Origin of the sequence: Kitasatospora sp. NPDC057692, from assembly GCF_042799475.1 — a bacterium.
Lineage (GTDB): Bacteria > Actinomycetota > Actinomycetes > Streptomycetales > Streptomycetaceae > Kitasatospora.
Genome location: NZ_JBHVIV010000050.1, coordinates 14,835 through 36,387, shown reverse-complemented (window position 1 = coordinate 36,387; position 21,553 = coordinate 14,835). Strand labels below are relative to the sequence as shown.

Sequence of the window (21,553 nt, the reverse complement as noted above, 5' to 3'; positions counted from 1 at the left end):
CCATGGACCCCACGCCAGACCTGCCGGACTTCACCCCGCCGGAGCCGGAGACCGATCCGGCGCCGCACCGGGTGCCCGAGATCTCCTCGCTCGGGCTGGACACGCTGGTCACCGAGGTGTCGGAGCGGCTGCAGTCCGCCGCCGCCGTCACCGACCGGATGCAGCGGCTGCTGGAGGCGGTGGTCTCGGTCGGCGCCGGGCTGGACCTGCACGCCACCCTGCACCGGATCGCCGCCGGCGCCGCCGAGCTGGTGGACGCGCGGTACGCCGCGCTCGGGGTGGTCGCGCCCGGGGGACAGGGGCTCCAGGACTTCATCCACGTCGGCGTCGACGACGAGACCGTCCGGGAGATCGGCGAGCTGCCGGTCGGCCGGGGCATCCTCGGCGCGCTGATCGACCGGCCCGAGCCGCTGCGGCTCACCGACCTCACCGCCGACCCGCGCTCGTACGGCTTCCCGCCGCACCACCCGGCGATGCGGACCTTCCTCGGCGAGCCGATCCGGATCCGCGACGAGGTGTTCGGCAACCTCTACCTCACCGAGAAGCGCACCGGCGGCGCCTTCACCCCGGAGGACGAGCAGGTGGTGCACGCGCTGGCCGCCGCGGCGGGCGTCGCGATCGAGAACTCCCGGCTCTACGAGGAGGGCCGCCGCCGCGAACGGTGGATCGCCGGGGCGGCCGCCGTCACCACCGCGCTGCTCTCCACCGACGAGGCCCGGGTGGCGCTCACGGTGGCCGCCGAGCAGGTCAGGGAGCTGGCGGACGCCGCGCTGGGCATGATCCTGCTGCCGACCGTCGACGGCCAGATGCGGGTCGCCCACGCGTCCGGGGAGGCCGCCGAGTTCCTGCAGGGCGAGCTGATGCCCTCCGACAGCGTCGCGGGCAAGCTCTTCCAGGGGGAGAGCGTCCACCTCGACGACATGTCCACCGATCCGACCGTGGTGATCCGGCTCGCCCGCAGCTTCGGCCCCTCGCTGGCCGTGCCGATGGTCGCCGCCGGCCGGGTGCTCGGCGGGCTCTGCGTCTGGCGCTCGCGCGGCGCCGTGCCGTTCTCCGGGGCCGAGAAGCAGCTCGCCGAGACCTTCGCCTCGCAGGCCGCGCTCGCGCTGCGGCTCGCCGAGGGCCAGCGCGACCAGCAGCGGCTCGCCGTCTTCCAGGACCGCGACCGGATCGCCCGGGACCTCCACGACCTGGTCATCCAGCGGCTCTTCGCCACCGGCATGATGCTGGAGGGCGCCGCCCGGCGGGCCGTCGTCCCCGAGGTGAAGGTCCGGATCGGGGAGGCGGTGGACGAGCTGGACGCCACCATCCAGGAGGTCCGCACCACCATCTACGCGCTCCAGCACGACGACCACGGCGACGCGCCGGACACCCTGCGGACCCGGGTGCTGCGCGAGTGCAGCCAGAGCGCGGCGGCGCTCGGCTTCAAGCCCTCGGTCTCCTTCGTCGGTCCGGTGGAGAGCCTGGTCGGCGAGAAGACGGAGCGCCAACTGCTGGCGGCGCTGCGGGAGATGCTGTCCAACACGGCTCGGCACGCCCGGGCCTCCCGGGTCGGCGTCGAGGTCGACGCGACCGTGCACCTGGACGGCTGCGGCCGCCCGGTCGGCGGCGATCCGGAGTCGCTGGACCGGGGCGGGCGGCCCGGCGTCCTGCTGACCGTCACCGACGACGGCGTCGGCATCCCCGAGGGCGGTCGGCGCAGCGGCCTGCGGAACCTGGCGCGGCGCGCCGAGGCGCTCGGCGGTGACGCCTGGCACGAGCCGGGCCCGTTCGGCCGGGGCACCCGGGTGCGCTGGACGGCCCGGCTGTGAACACCCGTCCGACCGGTGGGACATCCCCCGGACGGCCTCGAACGGTTTGTAAACGACGGGGAGCCGTCCCGGGGTCGGTTGGCGCTCACACCGTGTGTACTCCGTGAAAGTTTAACGAGAGAGAACTTCCCGGCCAACGGAGCAAGTTGTGTATTTCACGGCCTTCCGGCGCTCTCGTGTGCACACATAGCTTTACTCCCGTCTCGGAGAGCAAACCGGACTGTGGGGGAGCAGTGGACGCGTCGAGCCGCGGTCACACCGCAGCAGGGGCAAGTCGAGGGGGGTTCCGGGCCGAACGGGCACCGGACGGGCGGTACCGCTGGCAGTTGAAGGCACCGAACGGGCGCGTCGTCGCGGTCACCCCGGCCGCGTACGAGACGGCCGGGGAGGCGGAGCGCGGCTTCGACGGCTTACGGGCCGTCGCGGACGGGCTCACCGCCCGGATCACGCACGTCCGGGACGGCATCGGCTGGATCTGGGTGATCCCCGGATCGCGCACCCTGCCGGAGGTGCGGTCCAGCCGCGCCTACGAGCGGTACGCCACCTGCCAGAACGCCTTCCGGCGGTTCGTCGTGCTGCTGGCCAAGCAGCCCGCCCTGGAACTGCCCGAACTCTCCGAACGGGGGACGTCGTTGAGAACGTCCGATGTCCGCTGACCGGCGCGGGCCGCGCCTGCTGACCGTCCCGGTCGGTGACCGCTCGCTGTCCTGGGCGCTGCGCGCGGCCAACGGGCGGCAGCTCGGCGTCGGCGTGCGCACCTACCGGGGTGAAGCGGAACTCGCCGAGGCGGTCCGTGAATTGATCATCGAACGGGCCGCACTGCGATGTGCCGTCGGCCAGTCCGAGGCGAGACTGTGGGTGTGGACGGCGTACCTGCCGGTGCGCACCACCCGCCCGGGCGCCGCCGACGCGGCCGGCCCGGTGGCCCGCAGCGCCCGCGGCTACCTGAGACGCGATCAGTGCCAGGCCGGCGTGACCGGCTTCCTCGCCGGGCTCCAGCGCCTGGGGCAGGACCTGCGCCGCCCCGGGCGGGACGACGCCTGGCCGTTCTGACGTACGTGGTTCTGACGTACCGTCGACAAAGCTTCGCCGGCCGCCTTCGGGCGGCTTCTCGCGTTGGCCCCGGGCCGCGCCCCGTTTCCCCCTCTTCCGGTGAAGCGCAGGTATCCGGCAACCCCCCGAGTCGCCACCTGGAGAAGAACGTCACCGGCCCCTGACCTGCGGCTTTACACCCCTCCACAGCCGGGCTGACCTGTTGCTAAACCTCTCTGAACCGAGAAATCGACAATTGCCCGGGGCGACCGTCCACCCTTCCGACGGAACCGCGCCGACCGACAGGATCGGCACTGCCGAAACGGCCACCGCGGACGTGGCCGCCGGCTCCGGGACTGACCAGCAGGACCCGGGAAAAGCGATGTACATCTCTCCCACCGGAGGAAGACGAACATGCGCAAGACCGCTGCCAAGCTGCTCGCCGCCGTCGCCATCGCGACCTCGGTCGCCACCGTCGCCACCGGCACCGCCGTTGCCGACCCGGCCGCCGGTGTCACCCCCGCCGCCCAGGACATCGTGGGTGTCGGCTCGGACACCACCCAGGCCGTCCTGAACCAGTTCTCCACCGACTACAACGCGTTCCTGGGCGCCAGCAGCACCCTGCCGCGTCTGTACAGCTGGGACTCGACCGGCACCTCGCCGCTCACCACCAAGACCGGTGCCACCTCGATCAACCGCCCGAACGGCTCGTCCGCCGGCATCTCGGCCCTGGACGCCAGCAGCAAGACCACGATCGACTTCGCCCGCTCCTCGCGTGGCCCGAAGAACACCGTCGGCACCACCCCGGGTGACCCGACCACCGACCTGTTCGTGGCCTTCGCCAAGGACGCGGTCTCCTACGCCACCGCCACCACGGGCAGCAACGCTCCGGTCAACCTGTCCAAGGCCGACCTGACCCGCATCTACAACTGCTCCGCCCTGACCTGGAAGGACATCAACGCGTCCCTCCCGGCCAACCCGATCAAGGCCTACCTGCCGCAGAACGGCTCCGGCACCCTGTCCTTCTTCCTGTCGGCGCTGGGCCTCACCGCCCCCGGCGCGTGCGTCCAGCCGACCCGCGTCCAGGAGAACCAGGGCACCGACCTGCTGCTGGCCGACGCCGACGCGATCGTTCCCTACTCCGTCGCCCACTACATCGGCCAGGTCTACAACGGCCACGGCTCCGGCGCGGACCAGGCCGGCAACGTCACCATCCGCTCGATCGACGCTGTCGCCCCGATCCAGACCAGCGACAACACCCTGTCGCCGATCTTCGCCGCCACCTCCTTCGGCCGCGTGATCTACAACGTGGTCCGCCAGACCAACTGGCTCGCCACCGACACCCAGGGCACCGCGCTGCGCGCGATCTTCGGCAGCAACGGCTGGATCTGCAAGAACGCCACCGCCGCCGCCGACATCAAGAGCTACGGCTTCCTGACCCTGCCGCTCGGCGCCTGCGGCAGCACCACCCACTCCACCATCTGATCGCACCCCGTACTTCCGGCGGCCAGGGGCTTCCGCCCCTGGCCGCCGGGCCACGCCGGGCCGTACCGGCACAGCACCGACCGTCGGCCCGGCGAAGCACCACCGCACCACCGCACCACCGAGTGAAGGCACCACCGCACAGCACGAACCCACGGCCTCACGGCCGAACCGTTTCATTTGCGCACTTAGGAGAGCAGTATGTCCCGCACCAGCGCCCGTCTCGCCGCCGTTGCCACCGCTGTCGTGCTCGCCACCACCGGCGCGGCCACCTCGGCCACCGCCGAGGCCGCCACCCCTGCCACCGGCAGCGCCGTGGTGAACGAGAGCAACACCTTCCTCATCAACTCCCTCTCGGCGGGCGTTATGGTCTTCGCCCTCCCGACGGCCACCGGCTCCTACGACAGCGCCACCGGCCTGTCCGCCGCGTTCCCGGTGACCGGCGGTTCCGCCAACCTCGCCGCCTACTACGGCGACATCCAGCTGGGCGGCGGGCTGCTCTTCATCAACCTGCGCACCGGCAAGTCGGCGGTCTTCAAGGACCTCTCCTTCCGCGTGAGCACCTGGCAGATCACCGGTGTCCCGCAGGGCGGCACCGCCCCGGTCGCGCTGCTCGACCCGACCGGCGACACCTCGGTCTCCGGCAACGCCGCCGCCAGCTCGCTGACGGCCAGCGACCTCCAGGTGGACGAGGAGGGTGCGAAGTTCCTCGACACCAAGCTGAACACCACCTTCTTCACCGGTGGTCAGTCGGTGGGCTCGCTCAACCTCACCTTCAAGGCCGGCAGCTGACACGCACCAGGCAACGGCGGCGGGGTCCGGATGTCCGGGCCCCGCTGTTCCGCGCGCCGGGGAAACAGCCGGTGACGGGAGATCAACCAGGGCGGTTCGCAGGCGTGTTGTGGCCTCGTACACCCTGGCGATCCACGGCGTCCATGTACGGCTGGCCGAATGGTGACTGACCATCGGCGGCATCTGGCCACTCGCGCCGGGGTCCGGCCGGTTCCCCGTCTACGCGCGAAGCGCGTCCCTGGAGGTGCACGTCATGAGAGTCCGTCCACCGGGTTCGAGAGCCCTGGGGAGGTGGGGAAAGGGGCTGCTGGCGCTGGGGACGGCCTGGGCCGTTGTGGGGGTCTCGGCGATTCTCCCGCTGGGGGCGGGAACGGTGTCGCAGGCGGCCGCCGCCACGGCGACGACCGTGGAGGGGCCGGCCATCTGGTACCCGGCGACCGGTCAGCACGGGGACAAGGGCAAGATCACCGTCTCCTCGACCACCAACCTCGGCAACGAGGTCGTCCGTGTCTCCTGGGAGGGCTTCACCCCGACCGTCGACCCGGCCGGAAATCCGGTGAAGTTCGTCGTGCCGGGCAGTTCCACCGGCCAGGAGCTCTACCCCGTCCGGATCTACCAGTGCCGGGGCACCAACCCCACCGTGCACGACTGCTACGGCAGTACCAAGTACAACCAGGACCCCTCCCTGGGCTTCAAGCAGCCGTCGCCCCCGCCGGGCACCATCACGCCGGAGTTCCCCTTCAACGGCGCGGTCCGGGTCACCGGTCCGGACGGCCGGGGCGAGGCGGACATCGAGATCTGGACCGCGCAGGAGAGCCAGAGCCTCAACTGCGACGCGAGCCACCCGTGTTCGATCGTCGTCGAGGCCAACTACGGCGGTGACTCGCTCGGCTTCACCTCGGACACGATGGAGCCCAACTGCTCCTTCCACGATCTCGACAACCCGGCCGTCAGCGGCTACTTCGCGATGGCGTCCGAGGCGGTCCGCGGCATGAGCGGCGCCGACGACCGCTGGAGTCCGGGCGAGGCCTGCGCCTGGGAGAACCGGATCGTCATCCCGATCACCTTCGCGCCCACCGCGAGCGACTGCGCCTCCACCGCCATCGACCTGACGGTCGGCGGCCTGGCGATGGCCAACCGGGCGATGCAGCAGTGGCGTGCGGGCCTGTGCCAGGGATCGCAGTCGCTCGGTGTCGACTACGTCTCGAACACCGGTGAGCCGCAGTCCCGGGCCGCCTTCCGGAAGAAGGAGGGGCCGGACATCGCCCTGACCGCGCTTCCGGAGAGCGAGCCGGCCAGCCGGCCGCACGTCTACGCCCCGCTCGCGACGACGGCGATCTCGGTGGCCTACCGGGTGGACGACCTCGCGAACTCCGGTGAGATCAAGAAGCTGAACCTCACGCCGCGGCTCCTGGCGAAGATGCTGACCCAGTCCTACACCATGGCCCAGGGCGTCACCATCGACTCCGTCGCCGGCAACCCGCTGTGCATCTTCGAGGACAAGGACTTCCTCGACATCAACAGGCTCGACCCGGCGGGCGGTCAGCGCTGGCCGACGTGCATCGAGCAGTCCTGGCTGGCCGACTCGGCGCCGATCGTGGTCGGTGGCACCACCGACCTGATCTACCAGCTGACCTCGTGGATCGCCGCCGACCCGGAGGCCGCGGCCTTCCTGCGCGGCGAGCCGGACCCGAACAACATGCACATCAACACCTTCTACAAGCAGCCCGCGTTCCCCGGCTACCCGGTGGAAGCGATCCGGGTCCAGGACTACTCCGGTCCGGACGGGTGGAAGTCGTACGAGATCAACCCGGTCAACAGCGGACTGGCCCAGGTGGCCCGCAACCTGCTGATGAACAAGCCCACCTGCCAGCTCCCCCAGGTCGACGTCTCCGGCAAGCACCCCGCGTGCCCGCCGGTCGACCCGGGCCGCCGCGGGCTCTTCGCGATCATGGACAGCGGCCAGGCCAAGGCGTACGGCATGTCCGAGGCCGCGCTGCGCAACCCGGCCGGGCAGTTCGTGACGCCGTCCGTGGACAGCCTCCGGGCGGCCGTCGCGACCATGCCGTTCGACCCCGCCACCGACACCCAGAAGCTGCCGTACGGCGTGGCCGGCACCGACTTCTCGCAGTCGGCCCAGGCGTACCCGCTGTCCGTCGTGCAGTACGCGATGGTGCCGACCGGCGGTCTCTCCGCGGAGCGGGCGAAGGCGGCGTCGGGCTTCCTGAAGCGGGTCACCGACCCCGCCGAGGGGCAGCGCTACGGCAACACGCCGGGGCTCCTGACCGCGGGCTTCCTCGCGCTGACGGACGCGCAGCGCGCGCAGGCGCGGTCGGCCGTGACGCACGTCGCGGCGCAGGACGGCACCTACCCCGGCAACCAGACCGCTCCCAAGCCGCCCGAGCCCGAGGGCGGCAACGGCGGGACCGGCGGTGACAACGGTGGGACCACCGGCGGCACCGGCGGCGGTGACAACGGCGGGACCACCGGCGGTACGGGTGGATCGACCGGAGGGACGGGCGGTTCCACCGGCGGGTCGGGCGACGCGTCCGGCGGCACCGGCTCCACCGGGACCACCGGAAGCAAGGGTTCGACCGGCACCAAGACGTCGAGCGGCTCCGGCTCGTCGGGCCTGACCGACGACGCCGCGGCCGGCGGCGCCGCCCAGGCACCCGCGGCCGGCGCGCCGACCGCTCCCGTGGTTCCGGCCAAGGCCGGCTCGACCCCGGGCGCCACCGCTCCGCTCGCGGCCGCTCCGGTCGCGGCCGGCACTCCGGCCGCCGACCGCTCCGGCGGCGCGCGACTGCTGCTGCCGATCGCGCTGATCGCCGGCGCGGTGCTGCTGGTGGGAGGTCCGCTGGCGCTCGTCCTGGCCGGTACTCCGGCCGGTGCACGGGTCGCCGCCGGGGCGTCCGGCGTCTGGGCGCGCCTGCGCCCGGGCCGCGGCGCCTGACGACCGCACCTCCGACTCGGCGGGGCCGCTGTCCCGGCCCCGCCGAGTCCCTTCCCCGTTCCCGCCAGTCCCCCCGCACCTGTCCCGTACCGAGCGCGCCGGAGAGCAGACCATGACAGCCGCCGCCGAGCCCGCGACACCGTTCGCCGAGACTCCAGGCCAGCCGGATCACGATGTACCCCGCACCATCACCGCCCCGTCCACGCCCGGTGACCGGGTGTTCCGCGGTCTCCTACGCGCGGCCGGGCTCTCAGTCTTCGCGATCATGGGCCTGATCGCCTTCTTCCTCATCCTGCGCGGCGCCGACGCACTGCGGGCGGTGGGCTTCTCGTTCTTCACCGAGCAGAAGTGGCTGACCCAGGCGCACAACTTCGGCATCGCCTCGGTGCTGCCGAACGGCCTGCTGATCGCCGTGATCGCCCTGGTGATCGCCGTGCCGGTGGCCCTGGCCACGGCGATCTTCATCTCCGAGTACGCGCCGGTCCGGCTGCGGGCGACGCTGATCTCGCTGGTCGACCTGATGGCCGCGATCCCCAGCATCATCTACGGCCTCTGGGGCCTGTTCTTCCTCCAGCCGCGGATCATCGGCTTCGTCCGCTGGCTGTCCAACCACCTGGGCGACACGATCCCGTTCCTCAAGGTGCGCACCGGCGACATCGGCACCTCCTACACCTCGTCGACCTTCATCGCCGGTGTGGTGGTCTCGCTGATGATCATCCCGATCGTCACCTCGCTCAGCCGCGAGGTGTTCTCCCAGGCCCCGCAGGGCGAGCGGGAGGGCGCGTACGCGCTCGGCTCGACCCGCTGGGGAATGGTGCGCACGGTGGTGCTGCCGTTCGGCCAGGGCGGTGTGATCGGCTCCGTGATGCTCGGCTTCGGCCGCGCGATGGGGGAGACCATCGCCGTCGCGCTGATCATCTCGCCCAACTTCGAGCAGATCACCCACATCCTGGAGAACGGGGCCAACTCGATCTCCGCGCTGATCGCCCTGCGCTTCGGCGAGTCGGACCCGCTCTCGCTCTCGGCGCTGATGGCGGCCGGCCTGGTGCTGTTCGCGCTCACGCTGCTGGTCAACGTGGCGGCGGGCTTCGTGATCAGCCGGTCCCGTTCCGGCGCGGCCACGGCGGACTGACCGTGGACCCTTCACACCGCTCCCGTCCGCTGCCGCCCCGTCCTGGAGGGACGACCCGATGACCACCCTCGACCTGCCGGCCGGCACCGCGCCCGCGTCGGCGTCCGCCCCGTCGAAGACCGCGCCGCCGCCGGAGCGGAAGATCCGGATCGGCGGGGTGACCCGCGAGGACGTGCTGACCATCCTCGGCGCGCTGACCGGCTCGCTCGCGCTGGACTGGATCCTGTACGAGCGGGTCATGCCCTTCAGCGGCGCGCTGGGCTTCCTCCTCTGCTGGTACGCGCTCTTCCTCGCCGGGTACACGCTGCTCGGCGGGCTCCAGTGGGGCCCGCTGCTGGTGCGCGAGCGCCTGGTGTCGGTGGTCGCCTGGAGCGCCGGCCTGCTGGTGCTCGCCCTGATCGCCGACCAGATCGGCTACATCGCGATGCGCGGCTACGAGGCGGCGCAGCACCTCAACTTCTTCACCGAGTCGATGGAGACCACCTCCGCGCTCTCGCCGATCACCTCCGGCGGTGCGATCCACGCCGTCGTCGGCTCGCTCGAACAGCTGGGCCTGGCGACGCTGTTCGCCGTTCCGCTGGGGATCGCGGCGGCGGTCTTCATGTCCGAGGTCGGCGGCCGGATGGCCCGCCCGGTGCGGACCCTGGTGGAGGCGATGACGGCGCTGCCGTCCATCGTGGCCGGCCTGTTCGTCCTCGGCGTCGTGATCATCACCCTGGGCTTCGAGAAGAGCGGTTTCGCCGCCTCGCTGGCCCTGACGGTGATGATGATGCCGATCGTCACCCGCGCCGCCGAGGTGGTGATCCGGCTGGTGCCGGGCACCCTGCGGGAGGCGTCCTTCGCCCTGGGCGGCAGCCAGTGGCGCACCGTGTGGAACGTCGTGCTGCCGACCGCCCGGCCCGGCCTGGTGACCGCGGTGGTGCTCGGCATGGCGCGCGGCGTCGGTGAGACCTCGCCGGTGCTGCTCACCGCGGGCTTCACCACCCAGTTCAACGCCAACCCGTTCAGCGACCGCCAGGTGTCGCTGCCGCTGTACATCTGGAACTACGTCAAGACGCCGTACCCGGACATGGTCGCCCGGGCCTTCGCGGCCGGTCTGACCCTGATGACCGTGGTGCTGATCCTCTTCGTCACCGCCCGTGTGCTCGGCGGTCGACGCCCCGGCCAGCTGACCCGCCGGCAGCGCCGCCGGATCGACCGCGCCGCCCGGGCCGCCGAGGCCGCCGCGGCGGATGCCCACCGTACGGCCGGGAACCCCGCGCCGGTCGTGGCGGGAGCGCACTGATGTCCGTAACAACCACCCTCCGTACCAGAGGAGTTCCCATGTCGTGGGAGGCCGCTCGCCGACCCGTGGCACGTACCGCCGCCATGCTGGTCACCCTGTGTCTGACCGCGGCCACGCTGTTGCTGGGGCAGAGCGTCCCGGCCTTCGCGGCCACCTCGTTGAACGCCGACGGGTCGAGCTGGGCCGGTCCGGCCATCGACCAGTGGCGCAACGACGTCAACCCGATGGGCATCAAGATCAACTTCAGTGCGACCGGCTCCGCGGCCGGGCGTGCCCAGTGGGCCATCGGGCAGAACGACTTCACCGCCTCCGACGTGCCCTTCCGCACCCAGATCGACACCGGTCTCGGCCAGGGCGGCCACGAGGGCGGTGCGGGCAACGTCGAGAACCCGGTCTACGGCTACTCGTACGTCCCGATCACCGCGGGCGGCACCGCCTTCATGTACAACCTGTCCATCGGCGGCAAGCAGATCCGCGACCTGCGGCTCTCGCCCAAGACCATCGTGGACATCTTCACCGGCAAGATCACCAACTGGAACGACCCGAAGATCACCGAGGACTACGGCAAGGCGCTGCCGTCGATCGTGATCACCCCGGTGATCCGCTCGGACGGCTCGGGCGCCACCGCGCAGTTCACCCGCTGGATGCAGCACACCTACAAGAACGAGTGGGAGGCCTACTGCCGCAGCGTCAACAACGTGCCCTGCGGTGACTACACGGAGTTCTTCCCGAAGTCCGGCCGGATGACCGCGCTGAACGGCTCCGACGTCGTCGCGAACTACATCATGGGCTCCGCCGGCCTCGGCACCATCGGCTACGACGAGTACGCCTTCGCCAAGTCCAGCAACTGGCCGGTCGTCAAGGTGCTGAACCCCGGCGGGTACTACACGCTGCCCACCGCGTCCAACGTGGCCGTCGCCCTCACCGCCGCCAAGATCCGCGGCGTCGACGACAACACCTCGCCGAGCGACCCGAACTACCTCCAGCAGAACCTCGACGGCGTCTACACCAACGCGGACCCGCGGTCCTACCCGGTCTCCAGCTACAGCTACCTGATCGTGCCGCGCAAGGGCGCGGAACTGCCAGTGCCACCGCGCTTCAACGACGACAAGGGCAACGCGCTCAGCCGCTTCATCTCCTACGTGCTCTGCGCCGGCCAGGGCAAGGCCGATGAGCTCGGCTACTCCCCGATCCCCCGCAACCTGGTGCGCGGCGGCATCCTGCAGACCACGCACATCCCCGGCAACGCCAGCCCGGTCGACCCCAACACGCTGGCCAACTGCCCCAACCCGACCTTCACCGGTGAGGTGCTGACCGTCCTGCAGAACGCCCCCCAGCCCAGCGAGTGCGACAAGAAGGGCGCCGCGCTGGACTGCAAGCCGGGCTCGCCCGGCGGGGCCTCCGGCGGAGCGTCCTCGGGCGGCTCCGGCGGCGCGTCGTCCGGTGGCACCGGCGGCACGGGTGCCACGGGCGGCACCGGCGGCACCGGCGGTACCGGTGCCACGGGCGGCTCCGGCGGCACCGGTGGCAAGGCGGGCACCGGCAAGGCCACCACCACCAAGGCCCCCGGGGCCGGCGGCAGCGGCGGCGCCGGTACCGGTTCCGCGGGCGGTGCCGCCGGCACCGGCGGGGCGGGCGACCCGAACGCCCCGGCGGCCGGCGCCGCCGACCCGAACGCGGCGGCCGCCGACCCGAACGCGGCCGGCGAGGGCGACGGCCAGGCCGCCGAGGACGTCGTCGACCCGCAGACCGGCCAGGTGGTCGCGCGCGGCCGCGGCGGCTCCACCGAGGTGGCGGCGGACGTCGTGGAGGTCGCGGGCCGTCCGGAGGACTGGACCCTGAGCACCCTCACCGCGCTCGAACTGCTCGCCGTCGTCATCGTCCCGCCGCTGCTCGGCCGCCGCCTGCTGCGCCGCCGTTCGCAGACGGGCGGCCGGTCATGACGGCCCCGGCCCTGGAGAAGCCCGTCGGGCCGGCGCAGTCCGCGCCGGCCCCGGCGGCCCCCGCCGAGCCCGAGCCCGCCGCGACCGGGCCCGCTTCCCCGGGCTCCGGCCGGACGGCCAAGCGGGTCCGCTTCCTGCAGGCGGCCTGGGCGGTGAGCCTGCTGGCGGTGCTCGTCCTGGGTTTCGTCGGCTACCTGTTCACGCTCTCGCACGTGCAGCAGAAGCACTTCCAGTCGACCGCCTACAAGTCCTTCCAGGACCAGCTCGCCCAGGCGATCGCGCCGACCGGCACGGCGCCGGACGGCGCGCCCGTCGCCCTGCTGGACATCCCGGCGATCGGGCTGCACCAGGCGGTCGTGGTCGAGGGCACCACCGGCCGGGACCTCATGCGCGGCCCCGGCCACCGCCGGGACACCGCGCTGCCCGGGCAGACCGGCGTGTCGGTGGTGTTCGGCCGCGGGGCGACCTTCGGGGCGCCGTTCGGCGAGCTCGCCAAGCTGCGGGTCGGCGACCGGATCGAGGCCACCACCGGGCAGGGCAAGTTCACCTACACCGTCAACGTGTACGGCGACGGGGACCACCCGATCGTGGACCCGGTGCGCAACCGGCTCGTGCTGGTGACCAGCGACTCCAGCTGGATCCCGAACTCGACGGTGCTGATCGGCGCCCGGCTGGACGGCGACCCGGTGGCCAACCCGGGCGGCCGCCCCGCCACCGTGCCGTACGACAAGGCGCTGGCCGCCGACAAGGGCGCGCTGGCCACGCTGCAGCTGTGGTCGCTGGGACTGCTCGGCGCGGTGGTCGCCGTCGTCGTGCTCGCCCGGTACTGGCACCGCTCGGCCGCCTACCTCAGCCTCGCGCCGGTGATCGGCGCGCTGCTCTGGGCGGTCTACGAGAACGCCGCCGCCCTGCTGCCCAACCTCTACTGAAGCGCGCCCGGAGGACCGTACCGATGACGGATGCACCGATGACCGACCAGGCCCCGGTGGCCGACGAGACCACGATGACCCTGCCCGCCGTCGGCCACGACGGGCAGCAGCTGCTGTACCCGCAGGACGCGCACTACGAGGGCTACGGCGAGGAGCCCGCGCTGGCCGGCCTGGAGACCCGCGAGGTCTCCGCCTGGTTCGGCTCCCGCAAGGTGCTGGAGCGGGTCTCGCTCGTCATGCCCGCCGGGGAGGTGACCGCCCTGATCGGCCCGTCCGGCTGCGGCAAGTCCACCTACCTGCGGATCCTCAACCGGATGCACGAGATGGTCCGCGGCGCCGCGCTCTCCGGCGAGGTGCTGCTGGACGGCGACGACGTCTACCGGCCCGGCCGGCGTCCCGCCGAGGTGCGCCGCCGGATCGGCATGGTGTTCCAGCGGCCCAACCCGTTCCCGGCGATGTCCATCAAGGACAACGTCTCCAGCGGGCTCAAGCTCGCGGGCATCAAGGTCTCCAGGGACGAGCGCGAGCACCTGGTGGAGACCAGCCTGCGCCAGGCCGGTCTCTGGGACGAGGTGGCCACCCGGCTGGACGCCCCGGGCGGCTCGCTCTCCGGCGGGCAGCAGCAGCGCCTGTGCATCGCGCGGTCGCTGGCGGTCTCGCCGGACATCCTGCTGATGGACGAGCCCTGCTCGGCGCTCGACCCGACCTCGACCCGACGGGTCGAGGAGACCATCGCCGAGCTGCGCGGCCGGCTCACCATCGTGATCGTGACCCACAACATGCAGCAGGCCCAGCGCGTGTCGCAGAGCTGCGCGTTCTTCCTGGCCACCCACGACACCCCCGGCCGGATCGTCGAGGCCGGGCCGACCGAGCAGGTGTTCCACAACCCGTTCGACCAGCGGACGTCGGACTACGTCAACGGCCGCTTCGGCTGACCGGTCCGCTCCCCCGCCCTCACTCGCCGCGGTGCCGGAGGATCTCCTCCAGCACCGCGGCGACGCCGTCCTGCTCGTTGCTCACGGTGTGCAGCGGCACCGCCGCCAGCACCTGCGGATGGGCGTTCGCGACGGCGTAGGCGGTGCCGGCCCAGGCCAGCATCTCCAGGTCGTTCGGCATGTCGCCGAAGGCCACCACCTCGCTCCGGTCGATCCCGCGCCCGGCGCACCAGCGGGCCAGCGTGCTCGCCTTGGTGACGCCGGGCGCACTGATCTCCAGCAGCGGTATCGGCGCCGAGCGGGTGATCTCGGCCAGCTCCCCGGCGGCCTCCCTGGCCTCGGCCAGCAGCTTGTCCGGGTCCAGGTCCGGGTGCTTGGCGAGCAGCTTGAACAGCCCGCTCACCGGGCCGCCGGGACCGAGCAGCTCCTCGGCCGGGCCGACCGGGTGGTTCTCGTCCTGTCCCCACATCCGCACCTCGTACCCGGGCTCACGGGCGAACCCGGCCGGGTACTCGAAGGCGAACGCGGTGCCGGGCAGCTTGGCCCGCAGCCGCGCCACCACCGCGAGCGCGTCCTCGGACGCCAGCGGGAAGGACTCCAGCAGCGCGCCGCGCCGCACGTCCACCACGGCGCCGCCGTTCGAGCAGATCGCCACCCCGTGGCCGCCGATGTGCGCGCTCACCTGCTGCATCCAGCGCGGCGGGCGGCCGGTCACGAACACCACCTGGATCCCGGCGGCCTCGGCGGCGGCCAGGGCGGCGGCGGTGCGCTCGGTGACGGTGCCGCCGGAGCAGAGCAGCGTGCCGTCCAGATCGGTGGCGATCAGCCGGGTGGGGGGAGCGGTGCGGGGAGTGGTCACCGCTCCATCTTCGCCCACCGGCGCCGCACGCCCTACCCTCCCCGTGCACCGCCCCGGAGCGATCACTGCGGCGCGTTTCGGCCCCCGCTGCGCCAGTTCCGGCCGAACCGCCCGCCTCCGGGGTGTTCCACCGCCTCCGACCGGGCAGGACTCCCTCGGCCACCCCGTCGGCAGGAAGAGCCATGCGAACTCGCCAGGTCCCAGACGAGATCGAGATCGAGCCCGCGCCCCTCCCCGAGGAGGAGGCCCCACCGTCGTCCCGCGAGCCCGTCCTGATCGGCGACATCCTCTTCGAGACCCTCGCCGACCTCGCCCGGCGCACCACCCCCGCGCACCCGCTGCGCCTCCCCGCCCAGCGCCCCCACCCCTGACCGCCCCCGGCGAGTCGCCCGCCGCCCCCGCCCCCGGGGCCCGCGTAGGGTCGGGGCCATGCGACTGAGCACCGTGATCCTCCCCATCCACCGGTGGGGCGAGGGGCAGAAGATCTGGCGGCGGGCCGAGGAGCTCGGGTTCCACGCCGCCTACACGTACGACCACCTGTCGTGGCGGTCGTTCCGCGACGAGCCGTGGTTCGGGGCGGTGCCGACCCTGACGGCGGCGGCGACGGCCACCGAGCGGCTGCGGCTGGGCACCCTGGTGACCTCGCCGAACTTCCGGCACCCGGTGACCCTGGCGAAGGACCTGATCACGCTGGACGACGTGTCGGGCGGGCGGCTGACGGTGGGCATCGGGGCCGGCGGGACCGGCTTCGACGCGACGGTGCTGGGCCAGGAGGAGTGGTCGCCGAAGGAGCGGGCGGACCGCTTCGCCGAGTTCCTGCCGCTGCTGGACGAGCTGCTGACCCGGGACGCCACGACCCGCGGGGGCACCTACTACTCGGCGGTCGGGGCCCGGAACATCCCCGGCTGCGTCCAGACTCCCCGGGTGCCGTTCTACGTCGCCGCGGCCGGACCGCGCAGCCTGCGGCTGGCGGCCGAGTACGGGCAGGGCTGGGTGACCTACGGCGACCCGAAGGGCCCGGCGGACGTGCCGGCCGAGCAGGCGCCCGGGGTGATCGCCCGGCAGATCGAGAAGCTGGCGGAGGCCTGCGAGGAGAAGGGCCGCGACATCGCGACGCTGGAGAAGATGCTGCTCCAGGGCTCGACGGCGGAGCGGCCGCTGGCCTCGCTGGACGCCTTCGTGGACTGGGCCGGGACGTACCGGGAGCTGGGCGTCACCGAGTTGGTGGTCCACTGGCCGGTCCCGGACTCGATCTTCGAGAACGACCTCGCGGTCTTCGAGCGGATCGCCACCGAGGGCCTCGCCCAGCTGGGATGACGGCGGACCGGGGGTGGCGCGCCGCGGCCGCCGCCCCCGGAGCGGGCACGGTGATCCCCTAGGGGAAGGGGGCGGCGCCGTCATACCGGAGCAGCAGACGGGGTCGTCATCGCAGCTCATGACCCGGCGCGGGGGCGGGGACTACGTTGAGGCACGTGTCCACTGTCATCAAGACGGACGGCCTCACCAAGAGGTTCCCCCGGGTGACCGCCCTCGATCAGCTGACCGTTGAGGTCGAGCCCGGGGTGGTCGGTCTGGTGGGGGCGAACGGGGCGGGTAAGTCCACACTCATCAAGATCCTGCTGGGGCTGGCCCCGGCGACCTCCGGGACCGGGCGGGTGCTCGGGCTGGACATCGCCACCCAGGGGTCGGAGATCCGCGAGCGGGTCGGCTACATGCCGGAGCACGACTGCCTGCCGCCGGACGTCTCGGCCACCGAGTTCGTGGTGCACATGGCGCGGATGGCCGGCCTGCCGGCCGCCGCGGCGCGCGAGCGGACGGCCGACACGCTGCGGCACGTCGGGCTGTACGAGGAGCGCTACCGCCCGATGGGCGGCTACTCGACGGGCATGAAGCAGCGGGTGAAGCTGGCCCAGGCGCTGGTGCACGACCCGAAGCTGGTGCTGCTGGACGAGCCCACCAACGGTCTCGACCCGGTGGGCCGGGACGAGATGCTGGCGCTGATCCGCCGGGTGTACACCGACTTCGGCATCTCGGTGCTGGTCACCACCCACCTGCTGGGCGAGCTGGAGCGCACCTGCGACCACCTGGTGGTCATCGACGGCGGCAAGCTGCTGCGCTCCTCGTCCACCGCCTCCTTCACCGGGACGACGGCCACCCTGGCCGTCGAGGTGACGGACCACCCGGAGGACCACGCCCTGGACGCGGGCGCCGCGGTGCGCGAGCGGCTGGCGGGGGCGGGGCTCTCGGTGGAGGCCGAGGGCGCGCGGATCCTGCTGGTGCGGCTGGCGGGTGACGACACGTACGACTTGATCCGGGACGCGGTCGCCGACCTCGGGCTCGGGCTGGTGCGGCTGGAGGAGCGGCGGCACCGGGTCGCCGAACTCTTCACGCAGGGCGCGGAGACGGCGGAGCCGACGGGCCCGACGGGAACGACCGGAACGACGGAGATCGAGGGGGGTACCGCAGATGTCGCTGCCCTCTGAGTTCCGGCCGGCCGACACCGGCGTCATCCACGACATCGGCTACCGCGGCTACGGCGGCCCCCGGCTCGGCCGCGGGTACGCCACGCGCTCGCTGTTCACCCAGAGCCTGCGCGCCGCCTACGGCCTGGGGCGGTCCGGCAAGTCCAAGGTGCTGCCGATGATCGTGCTGGGCGTGGCCACCGTGCCGGCCCTGATCATCGTGGCGGTCGCGGTGATGACCGGCTCCGACAAGCTCCCGGTGGACTACGCGCAGTACCTGAGCTCGATCGGGCTGGTGGTCTCGATCTTCCTCGCCTCGCAGGCGCCGGTGCTGTTCTCCCGGGACCTGCGCCACCACACCGTGCCGCTGTACTTCTCCCGTCCGATCACCCGCGCCGACTACGTGCGCGCCAAGTTCGGGGCGATGGCCTGCGCCCAGCTGCTGCTGATGATCGCGCCGCTGGTGGTGCTGTACGCCGGCTCGCTGCTGGTCAAGCTGGACTTCGGGGACCAGACCGAGCACTTCCTCTACGGCCTGGTGGCCGCGGTGCTCTACGCGCTGGTGCCGACCTCGGTCGCGGTGGTGATCGCCGCCGCCACGCCGCGGCGCGGCTTCGGGGTGGCCGCGATCATGGGCTACCTCGCGGTCAGCACCACGGTGGTCGCGGTCGTGATCGGGATGAGCATGAGCACCACCACCGTCGGCGAGAGCCTCCCGGACTCCGCGCAGTGGGCGGTGCTGCTGTCGCCGGGCGGACTGGTGGAGAGCCTGACCAACGAGCTGTTCGACCTGGGGACCGGCGCCGAGCGGATGCACGCGCCGGGCGGCCTCGGCCTGCTGGTGTTCACCGCCGTCGCCGCCGCGATGGTGGCCGGTTCGTACCGGCTGCTGCTGAGCCGCTACCGCAACGTTTGAGAGGGCGTCATGGCCACCATCACCATCGACAAGGTCTCCCGCTGGTTCGGGAACGTGGTCGCCGTCAACGACGTCAGCATGGCGATCGGCCCCGGCATCACCGGCCTGCTGGGGCCGAACGGGGCCGGGAAGTCGACCCTCATCCACATGATGAGCGGCTTCCTGGCGCCGTCCACCGGAGCGGTGACCCTGGACGGCGCACCGATCTGGCGCAACCAGGAGGTGTACCGGCAGATCGGCCTGGTTCCCGAGCGGGAGTCGATGTACGACTACCTGACCGGCTGGGAGTTCGTCCTCGCCAACGCCGAACTGCACGGCCTGCCGCACCCGGGCGCCGCCGCCCGCAGGGCGCTCGCCCTGGTCGAGATGGAGTACGCCCAGGAGCGGCGGACCGGCACCTACTCCAAGGGCATGAAGCAGCGGGTCAAGATGGCCTCGGCGCTGGTCCACGACCCGGCCGTGCTGCTGCTCGACGAGCCGTTCAACGGCATGGACCCCCGCCAGCGGCTCCAGCTGATGGAGCTGCTGCGGCGGTTCGGCTCGGACGGCCGGACGGTGCTGTTCTCCTCGCACATCCTGGAGGAGGTCGAGCAGCTGGCCCGGCACATCGAGGTCGTGGTGGCCGGCCGGCACGCCGCCTCCGGCGACTTCCGGAGGATCCGGCGGCTGATGACCGACCGGCCGCACCGCTACCTGGTCCGCTCCAGCGACGACCGGCGGCTCGCGGCGGCGCTGATCGCCGATCCGTCGACCTCCGGCATCGAGCTGGACCGGCAGGAGGGAGCGCTGCGGATCCAGGCGGTGAACTTCCAGGGCTTCACCACCCTGCTGCCGCGGGTCGCCCAGCGGGCCGGCATCCGCCTCTACACCGTGGCCCCGGCGGACGAGTCGCTGGAGAGCGTGTTCTCCTACCTCGTCTCCGCCTAGCGACGGCACCCCCCCGACCGGCACCCACCACCAGGACCCCAGGAAGGCCGACCCACCATGAACCCGACCGTCGCCAGGCTGACGCTGCGCGGCCTGCTCGGCCGCCGCCGCGGCCTGCTGCTGCTGGTGGTCCCCGTCCTGCTGCTGGCGATCTCGGCGATCGCCGCCGGGTCGAGCGGCGACAAGCACGAACTCGTCGTGAACGTGCTCGGCAAGCTCGGCCTCGGCACCCTGCTGCCGATCCTCGGCCTGGTCGTGGGCACCGGCGCCATCGCCACCGAGATCGACGACGGCTCGATCGTCTACCTGCTGGCCAAGCCGCTGCCGCGGTGGAAGATCATCACCACCAAGCTGGCGGTCGCGATCGGCACCACCTGGGCCTTCGCGGCCCTGCCGATGCTGCTCTCCGGGCTGCTGCTGTACGGGACGAAGGAGGGCCTGGCGCTCGCCTACACGGTGGCCGCGCTGGTCTCCGGGGCGGCGTACAGCGCGCTGTTCCTGCTGCTCGGCGTGGTGACCCGGCACGCGGTGGTGGCCGGGCTGGCGTACGCCCTGGTGTGGGAGTCGCTGGTGGGCAACTTCGTCGAGGGCGCCCGGACGCTCAGCGTCCAGCAGTGGGGGCTGGCGGTGGCCGAGTCGGTGGCCGCCGAGGGCTCGCTCACCTCGGCGGTCTCGCTCGGCGCGGCCGTGCCGCTGCTGCTGGTGGTCGCCGTGGCGGCGACCGCGCTGGCCTCGGTGCGGCTGGCCGGGCTCACGCTGGCCTCGGACGAGTAGCCCTCCGACGCGCGATCGGTCCCGGGGTCAGAGCGTCCGGTTGCGGCCGGCGCCCCAGCCCGCGACGGCGACCACGGCGGCCAGCACCAGCATCAGCGCCAGCGGCGTGGTCCAGTCGCCGGTCAGCTGGTGCAGGGCGCCGGCGCCGACCGGGCCGGCCGCGGCGACCAGATAGCCGACCGCCTGCGACATGCCGCCCAGCTGGGCGGCGCCGGCGGCGCTGTCGGTGCGCAGCACGATGAAGGCGAGGCCGAGGCCGAGCGAGCCGCCCTGGGCGACGCCGAGGATGGTGGCCGACACCCAGGCGCCGGACACCGGGGCGATCAGCAGGACGGCGATGCCGATCCCGTTGAGCACGGCCATCGAGACGGCCAGCGCCCGCTGGCGGGTCATCCGGCCGGCGAACAGCGGCACCAGGAAGGCGCCGGTCACCTGCACCAGGTTGGAGAAGGCGAAGACCAGGCCGGCCTCGCCGCGGTCCATGCCGTGGTCGGCCAGGATGGTCGGCATCCAGGCGACCAGGGTGTAGACCAGCAGCGACGAGATGCCCATGAACAGGCTGATCTGCCAGGCCAGCGGCGAGCGCCAGATGCCCTCGATCGGCCGGGAGGAGGCGGCCTGCGCGGCCGGGCCCGCGGTGCCGCCGACGGCGGCACCGGCCCTTGCCCGCAGCACCTGGGGCAGCCAGGCCACCGTCGCGACCAGCGCCAGCACCGACCAGGCGCCGAGCGAGGCCTGCCAGCCGCCGCCGAGCGCGTGCTCCAACGGCACCGAGAGACCGGCCGCCATCGTCGCGCCGACCAGCATGGTGGTCGAGTAGACGCCGGTCATCGCGGCCGCCCGGCCGGGGAACTCCCGCTTGACCAGGCCCGGCATCGAGACGTTCAGCACGGCGATCGCGACGCCGATCACCACGCACCCGGCGTACAGCGCCGCCACCGAGGGCAGCACCCGCAGCAGCACGCCCGCGCCGAGCACCAGCACCGCGCCCAGCACCACCCGCTCGGTGCCGAACCGCCGGGTCAGCCGCGGGGTGAGCGGGGCGCCGACGCCCTGGAAGAGCACCGGCACGGTGGTGATCAGCCCGCTCGCGGTGGCGGAGAGGCCGAAGGTGTGCTGGATCTCGGCCACCATCGGCGACACCGCCGCCAGGCAGGCGCGCATGTTCAGGGCGACCAGCACGATGCCGGTCAGCAGCAGCGCGGGGTGGGCCAGCCGGCTGCGGACGGGGAGCGGGACGGCGCCCGCGGAGGTGGTGGCAACCGGCTGCTGGGCACGGGTGACGGCCATGGGTGGTGCTGCTTTCGTGGAGTTCAAGGCG

Annotated in this window: 19 protein-coding genes; 17 read left to right on the top strand and 2 right to left on the bottom strand. The window is 72.6% G+C overall.

Going from position 1 to position 21,553, the window contains the following annotated elements; genetic code table 11:
* The first annotated feature begins 2 nt into the window (after positions 1-2).
* From ACFVFS_RS25650 to ACFVFS_RS25600, 11 genes are all read left to right on the top strand, one after another.
* Entirely contained in the window at positions 3-1,811 is a 1,809-nt protein-coding gene (locus ACFVFS_RS25650) for a GAF domain-containing protein (protein WP_380627049.1), read from the top strand.
* A 326-nt stretch (positions 1,812-2,137) separates the two neighbouring features.
* Positions 2,138-2,467, top strand: coding sequence for a hypothetical protein (locus ACFVFS_RS25645; RefSeq protein WP_380627048.1), 330 nt, complete (start codon positions 2,138-2,140; stop codon positions 2,465-2,467).
* Positions 2,457-2,864 (top strand): hypothetical protein, encoded by a 408-nt coding sequence (locus tag ACFVFS_RS25640; RefSeq protein ID WP_380627047.1) that lies wholly within the window; start codon positions 2,457-2,459, stop codon positions 2,862-2,864. Before ACFVFS_RS25645 ends, ACFVFS_RS25640 begins: the two co-directional genes overlap by 11 nt.
* 393 nt (positions 2,865-3,257) lie before the next feature.
* Positions 3,258-4,328 carry a hypothetical protein gene (locus ACFVFS_RS25635; RefSeq protein ID WP_380627045.1) on the top strand — a complete coding sequence of 357 codons (1,071 nt, stop codon included), beginning with the start codon at positions 3,258-3,260 and terminating at the stop codon, positions 4,326-4,328.
* A gap of 198 nt (positions 4,329-4,526) precedes the next feature.
* Positions 4,527-5,117 (top strand): hypothetical protein, encoded by a 591-nt coding sequence (locus ACFVFS_RS25630; protein WP_380627044.1) that lies wholly within the window; start codon positions 4,527-4,529, stop codon positions 5,115-5,117.
* Positions 5,118-5,490: 373 nt separating this feature from the next.
* Positions 5,491-8,070: a hypothetical protein gene (locus ACFVFS_RS25625; protein ID WP_380627043.1), complete on the top strand. Its 2,580-nt coding sequence runs from the start codon at positions 5,491-5,493 to the stop codon at positions 8,068-8,070.
* 112 nt (positions 8,071-8,182) lie between these two features.
* Positions 8,183-9,202: a phosphate ABC transporter permease subunit PstC gene (gene pstC, locus ACFVFS_RS25620; RefSeq protein ID WP_380627042.1), complete on the top strand. Its 1,020-nt coding sequence runs from the start codon at positions 8,183-8,185 to the stop codon at positions 9,200-9,202.
* 58 nt (positions 9,203-9,260) lie between these two features.
* Complete coding sequence (gene pstA / locus ACFVFS_RS25615) at positions 9,261-10,487, top strand: phosphate ABC transporter permease PstA (protein WP_380627041.1); 1,227 nt, start codon at positions 9,261-9,263, stop codon at positions 10,485-10,487.
* Between the two features lie 65 nt (positions 10,488-10,552).
* Positions 10,553-12,430 (top strand): substrate-binding domain-containing protein, encoded by a 1,878-nt coding sequence (locus ACFVFS_RS25610; RefSeq protein ID WP_380627040.1) that lies wholly within the window; start codon positions 10,553-10,555, stop codon positions 12,428-12,430.
* Positions 12,427-13,359, top strand: a complete 933-nt coding sequence (locus ACFVFS_RS25605) for a class E sortase (RefSeq protein ID WP_380627039.1) — start codon at positions 12,427-12,429, stop codon at positions 13,357-13,359. The genes ACFVFS_RS25610 and ACFVFS_RS25605 overlap by 4 nt, the downstream gene beginning before the upstream one ends.
* Positions 13,360-13,382: 23 nt before the next feature.
* A complete protein-coding gene (locus ACFVFS_RS25600) occupies positions 13,383-14,294 on the top strand; it encodes a phosphate ABC transporter ATP-binding protein (protein WP_380627038.1) in 912 nt (303 codons plus the stop codon).
* Between the two features lie 19 nt (positions 14,295-14,313).
* On the opposite strand, the gene ACFVFS_RS25595 is transcribed toward ACFVFS_RS25600, so the two are convergent.
* Positions 14,314-15,153 carry an HAD-IIB family hydrolase gene (locus tag ACFVFS_RS25595; protein ID WP_376086493.1) on the bottom strand — a complete coding sequence of 280 codons (840 nt, stop codon included), beginning with the start codon at positions 15,151-15,153 and terminating at the stop codon, positions 14,314-14,316.
* A gap of 182 nt (positions 15,154-15,335) precedes the next feature.
* On the opposite strand from ACFVFS_RS25595, the gene ACFVFS_RS25590 reads away from it, so the two are divergent.
* The 6 genes from ACFVFS_RS25590 (at position 15,336) to ACFVFS_RS25565 (ending at position 20,232) form a co-directional block, all read left to right on the top strand.
* Positions 15,336-15,524, top strand: coding sequence for a hypothetical protein (locus ACFVFS_RS25590; protein WP_380627037.1), 189 nt, complete (start codon positions 15,336-15,338; stop codon positions 15,522-15,524).
* A 58-nt stretch (positions 15,525-15,582) separates the two neighbouring features.
* Positions 15,583-16,470 (top strand): LLM class flavin-dependent oxidoreductase, encoded by an 888-nt coding sequence (locus ACFVFS_RS25585; RefSeq protein WP_380627036.1) that lies wholly within the window; start codon positions 15,583-15,585, stop codon positions 16,468-16,470.
* 155 nt (positions 16,471-16,625) lie between these two features.
* Positions 16,626-17,636, top strand: a complete 1,011-nt coding sequence (locus ACFVFS_RS25580; protein WP_380627035.1) for an ABC transporter ATP-binding protein — start codon at positions 16,626-16,628, stop codon at positions 17,634-17,636.
* Positions 17,620-18,531, top strand: a complete 912-nt coding sequence (locus ACFVFS_RS25575; protein ID WP_380627034.1) for an ABC transporter permease — start codon at positions 17,620-17,622, stop codon at positions 18,529-18,531. The genes ACFVFS_RS25580 and ACFVFS_RS25575 overlap by 17 nt, the downstream gene beginning before the upstream one ends.
* 9 nt (positions 18,532-18,540) lie before the next feature.
* Entirely contained in the window at positions 18,541-19,458 is a 918-nt protein-coding gene (locus tag ACFVFS_RS25570; RefSeq protein WP_380627033.1) for an ABC transporter ATP-binding protein, read from the top strand.
* 57 nt (positions 19,459-19,515) lie between these two features.
* Complete coding sequence (locus ACFVFS_RS25565) at positions 19,516-20,232, top strand: ABC transporter permease (protein WP_380627032.1); 717 nt, start codon at positions 19,516-19,518, stop codon at positions 20,230-20,232.
* 27 nt (positions 20,233-20,259) lie between these two features.
* Here ACFVFS_RS25565 and ACFVFS_RS25560 read toward each other — a convergent pair whose 3' ends face one another.
* Positions 20,260-21,522 carry a CynX/NimT family MFS transporter gene (locus ACFVFS_RS25560; protein WP_380627031.1) on the bottom strand — a complete coding sequence of 421 codons (1,263 nt, stop codon included), beginning with the start codon at positions 21,520-21,522 and terminating at the stop codon, positions 20,260-20,262.
* Positions 21,523-21,553: the final 31 nt, after the last annotated feature.

Excerpts from the sequence above, each read along its gene's own strand:
- ACFVFS_RS25650 (WP_380627049.1), top strand. The coding sequence starts at position 3 with ATGGACCCCACGCCAGACCTGCCGGACTTCACCCCGCCGGAGCCGGAG.
- ACFVFS_RS25640 (WP_380627047.1), top strand. The coding sequence starts at position 2,457 with ATGTCCGCTGACCGGCGCGGGCCGCGCCTGCTGACCGTCCCGGTCGGT.
- ACFVFS_RS25635 (WP_380627045.1), top strand. The coding sequence starts at position 3,258 with ATGCGCAAGACCGCTGCCAAGCTGCTCGCCGCCGTCGCCATCGCGACC.
- ACFVFS_RS25630 (WP_380627044.1), top strand. The coding sequence starts at position 4,527 with ATGTCCCGCACCAGCGCCCGTCTCGCCGCCGTTGCCACCGCTGTCGTG.
- pstC (WP_380627042.1), top strand. The coding sequence starts at position 8,183 with ATGACAGCCGCCGCCGAGCCCGCGACACCGTTCGCCGAGACTCCAGGC.
- pstA (WP_380627041.1), top strand. The coding sequence starts at position 9,261 with ATGACCACCCTCGACCTGCCGGCCGGCACCGCGCCCGCGTCGGCGTCC.
- ACFVFS_RS25605 (WP_380627039.1), top strand. The coding sequence starts at position 12,427 with ATGACGGCCCCGGCCCTGGAGAAGCCCGTCGGGCCGGCGCAGTCCGCG.
- ACFVFS_RS25600 (WP_380627038.1), top strand. The coding sequence starts at position 13,383 with ATGACGGATGCACCGATGACCGACCAGGCCCCGGTGGCCGACGAGACC.
- ACFVFS_RS25590 (WP_380627037.1), top strand. The coding sequence starts at position 15,336 with ATGCGAACTCGCCAGGTCCCAGACGAGATCGAGATCGAGCCCGCGCCC.
- ACFVFS_RS25585 (WP_380627036.1), top strand. The coding sequence starts at position 15,583 with ATGCGACTGAGCACCGTGATCCTCCCCATCCACCGGTGGGGCGAGGGG.
- ACFVFS_RS25575 (WP_380627034.1), top strand. The coding sequence starts at position 17,620 with ATGTCGCTGCCCTCTGAGTTCCGGCCGGCCGACACCGGCGTCATCCAC.
- ACFVFS_RS25570 (WP_380627033.1), top strand. The coding sequence starts at position 18,541 with ATGGCCACCATCACCATCGACAAGGTCTCCCGCTGGTTCGGGAACGTG.
- ACFVFS_RS25565 (WP_380627032.1), top strand. The coding sequence starts at position 19,516 with ATGAACCCGACCGTCGCCAGGCTGACGCTGCGCGGCCTGCTCGGCCGC.
- ACFVFS_RS25560 (WP_380627031.1), bottom strand. The coding sequence starts at position 21,522 with ATGGCCGTCACCCGTGCCCAGCAGCCGGTTGCCACCACCTCCGCGGGC.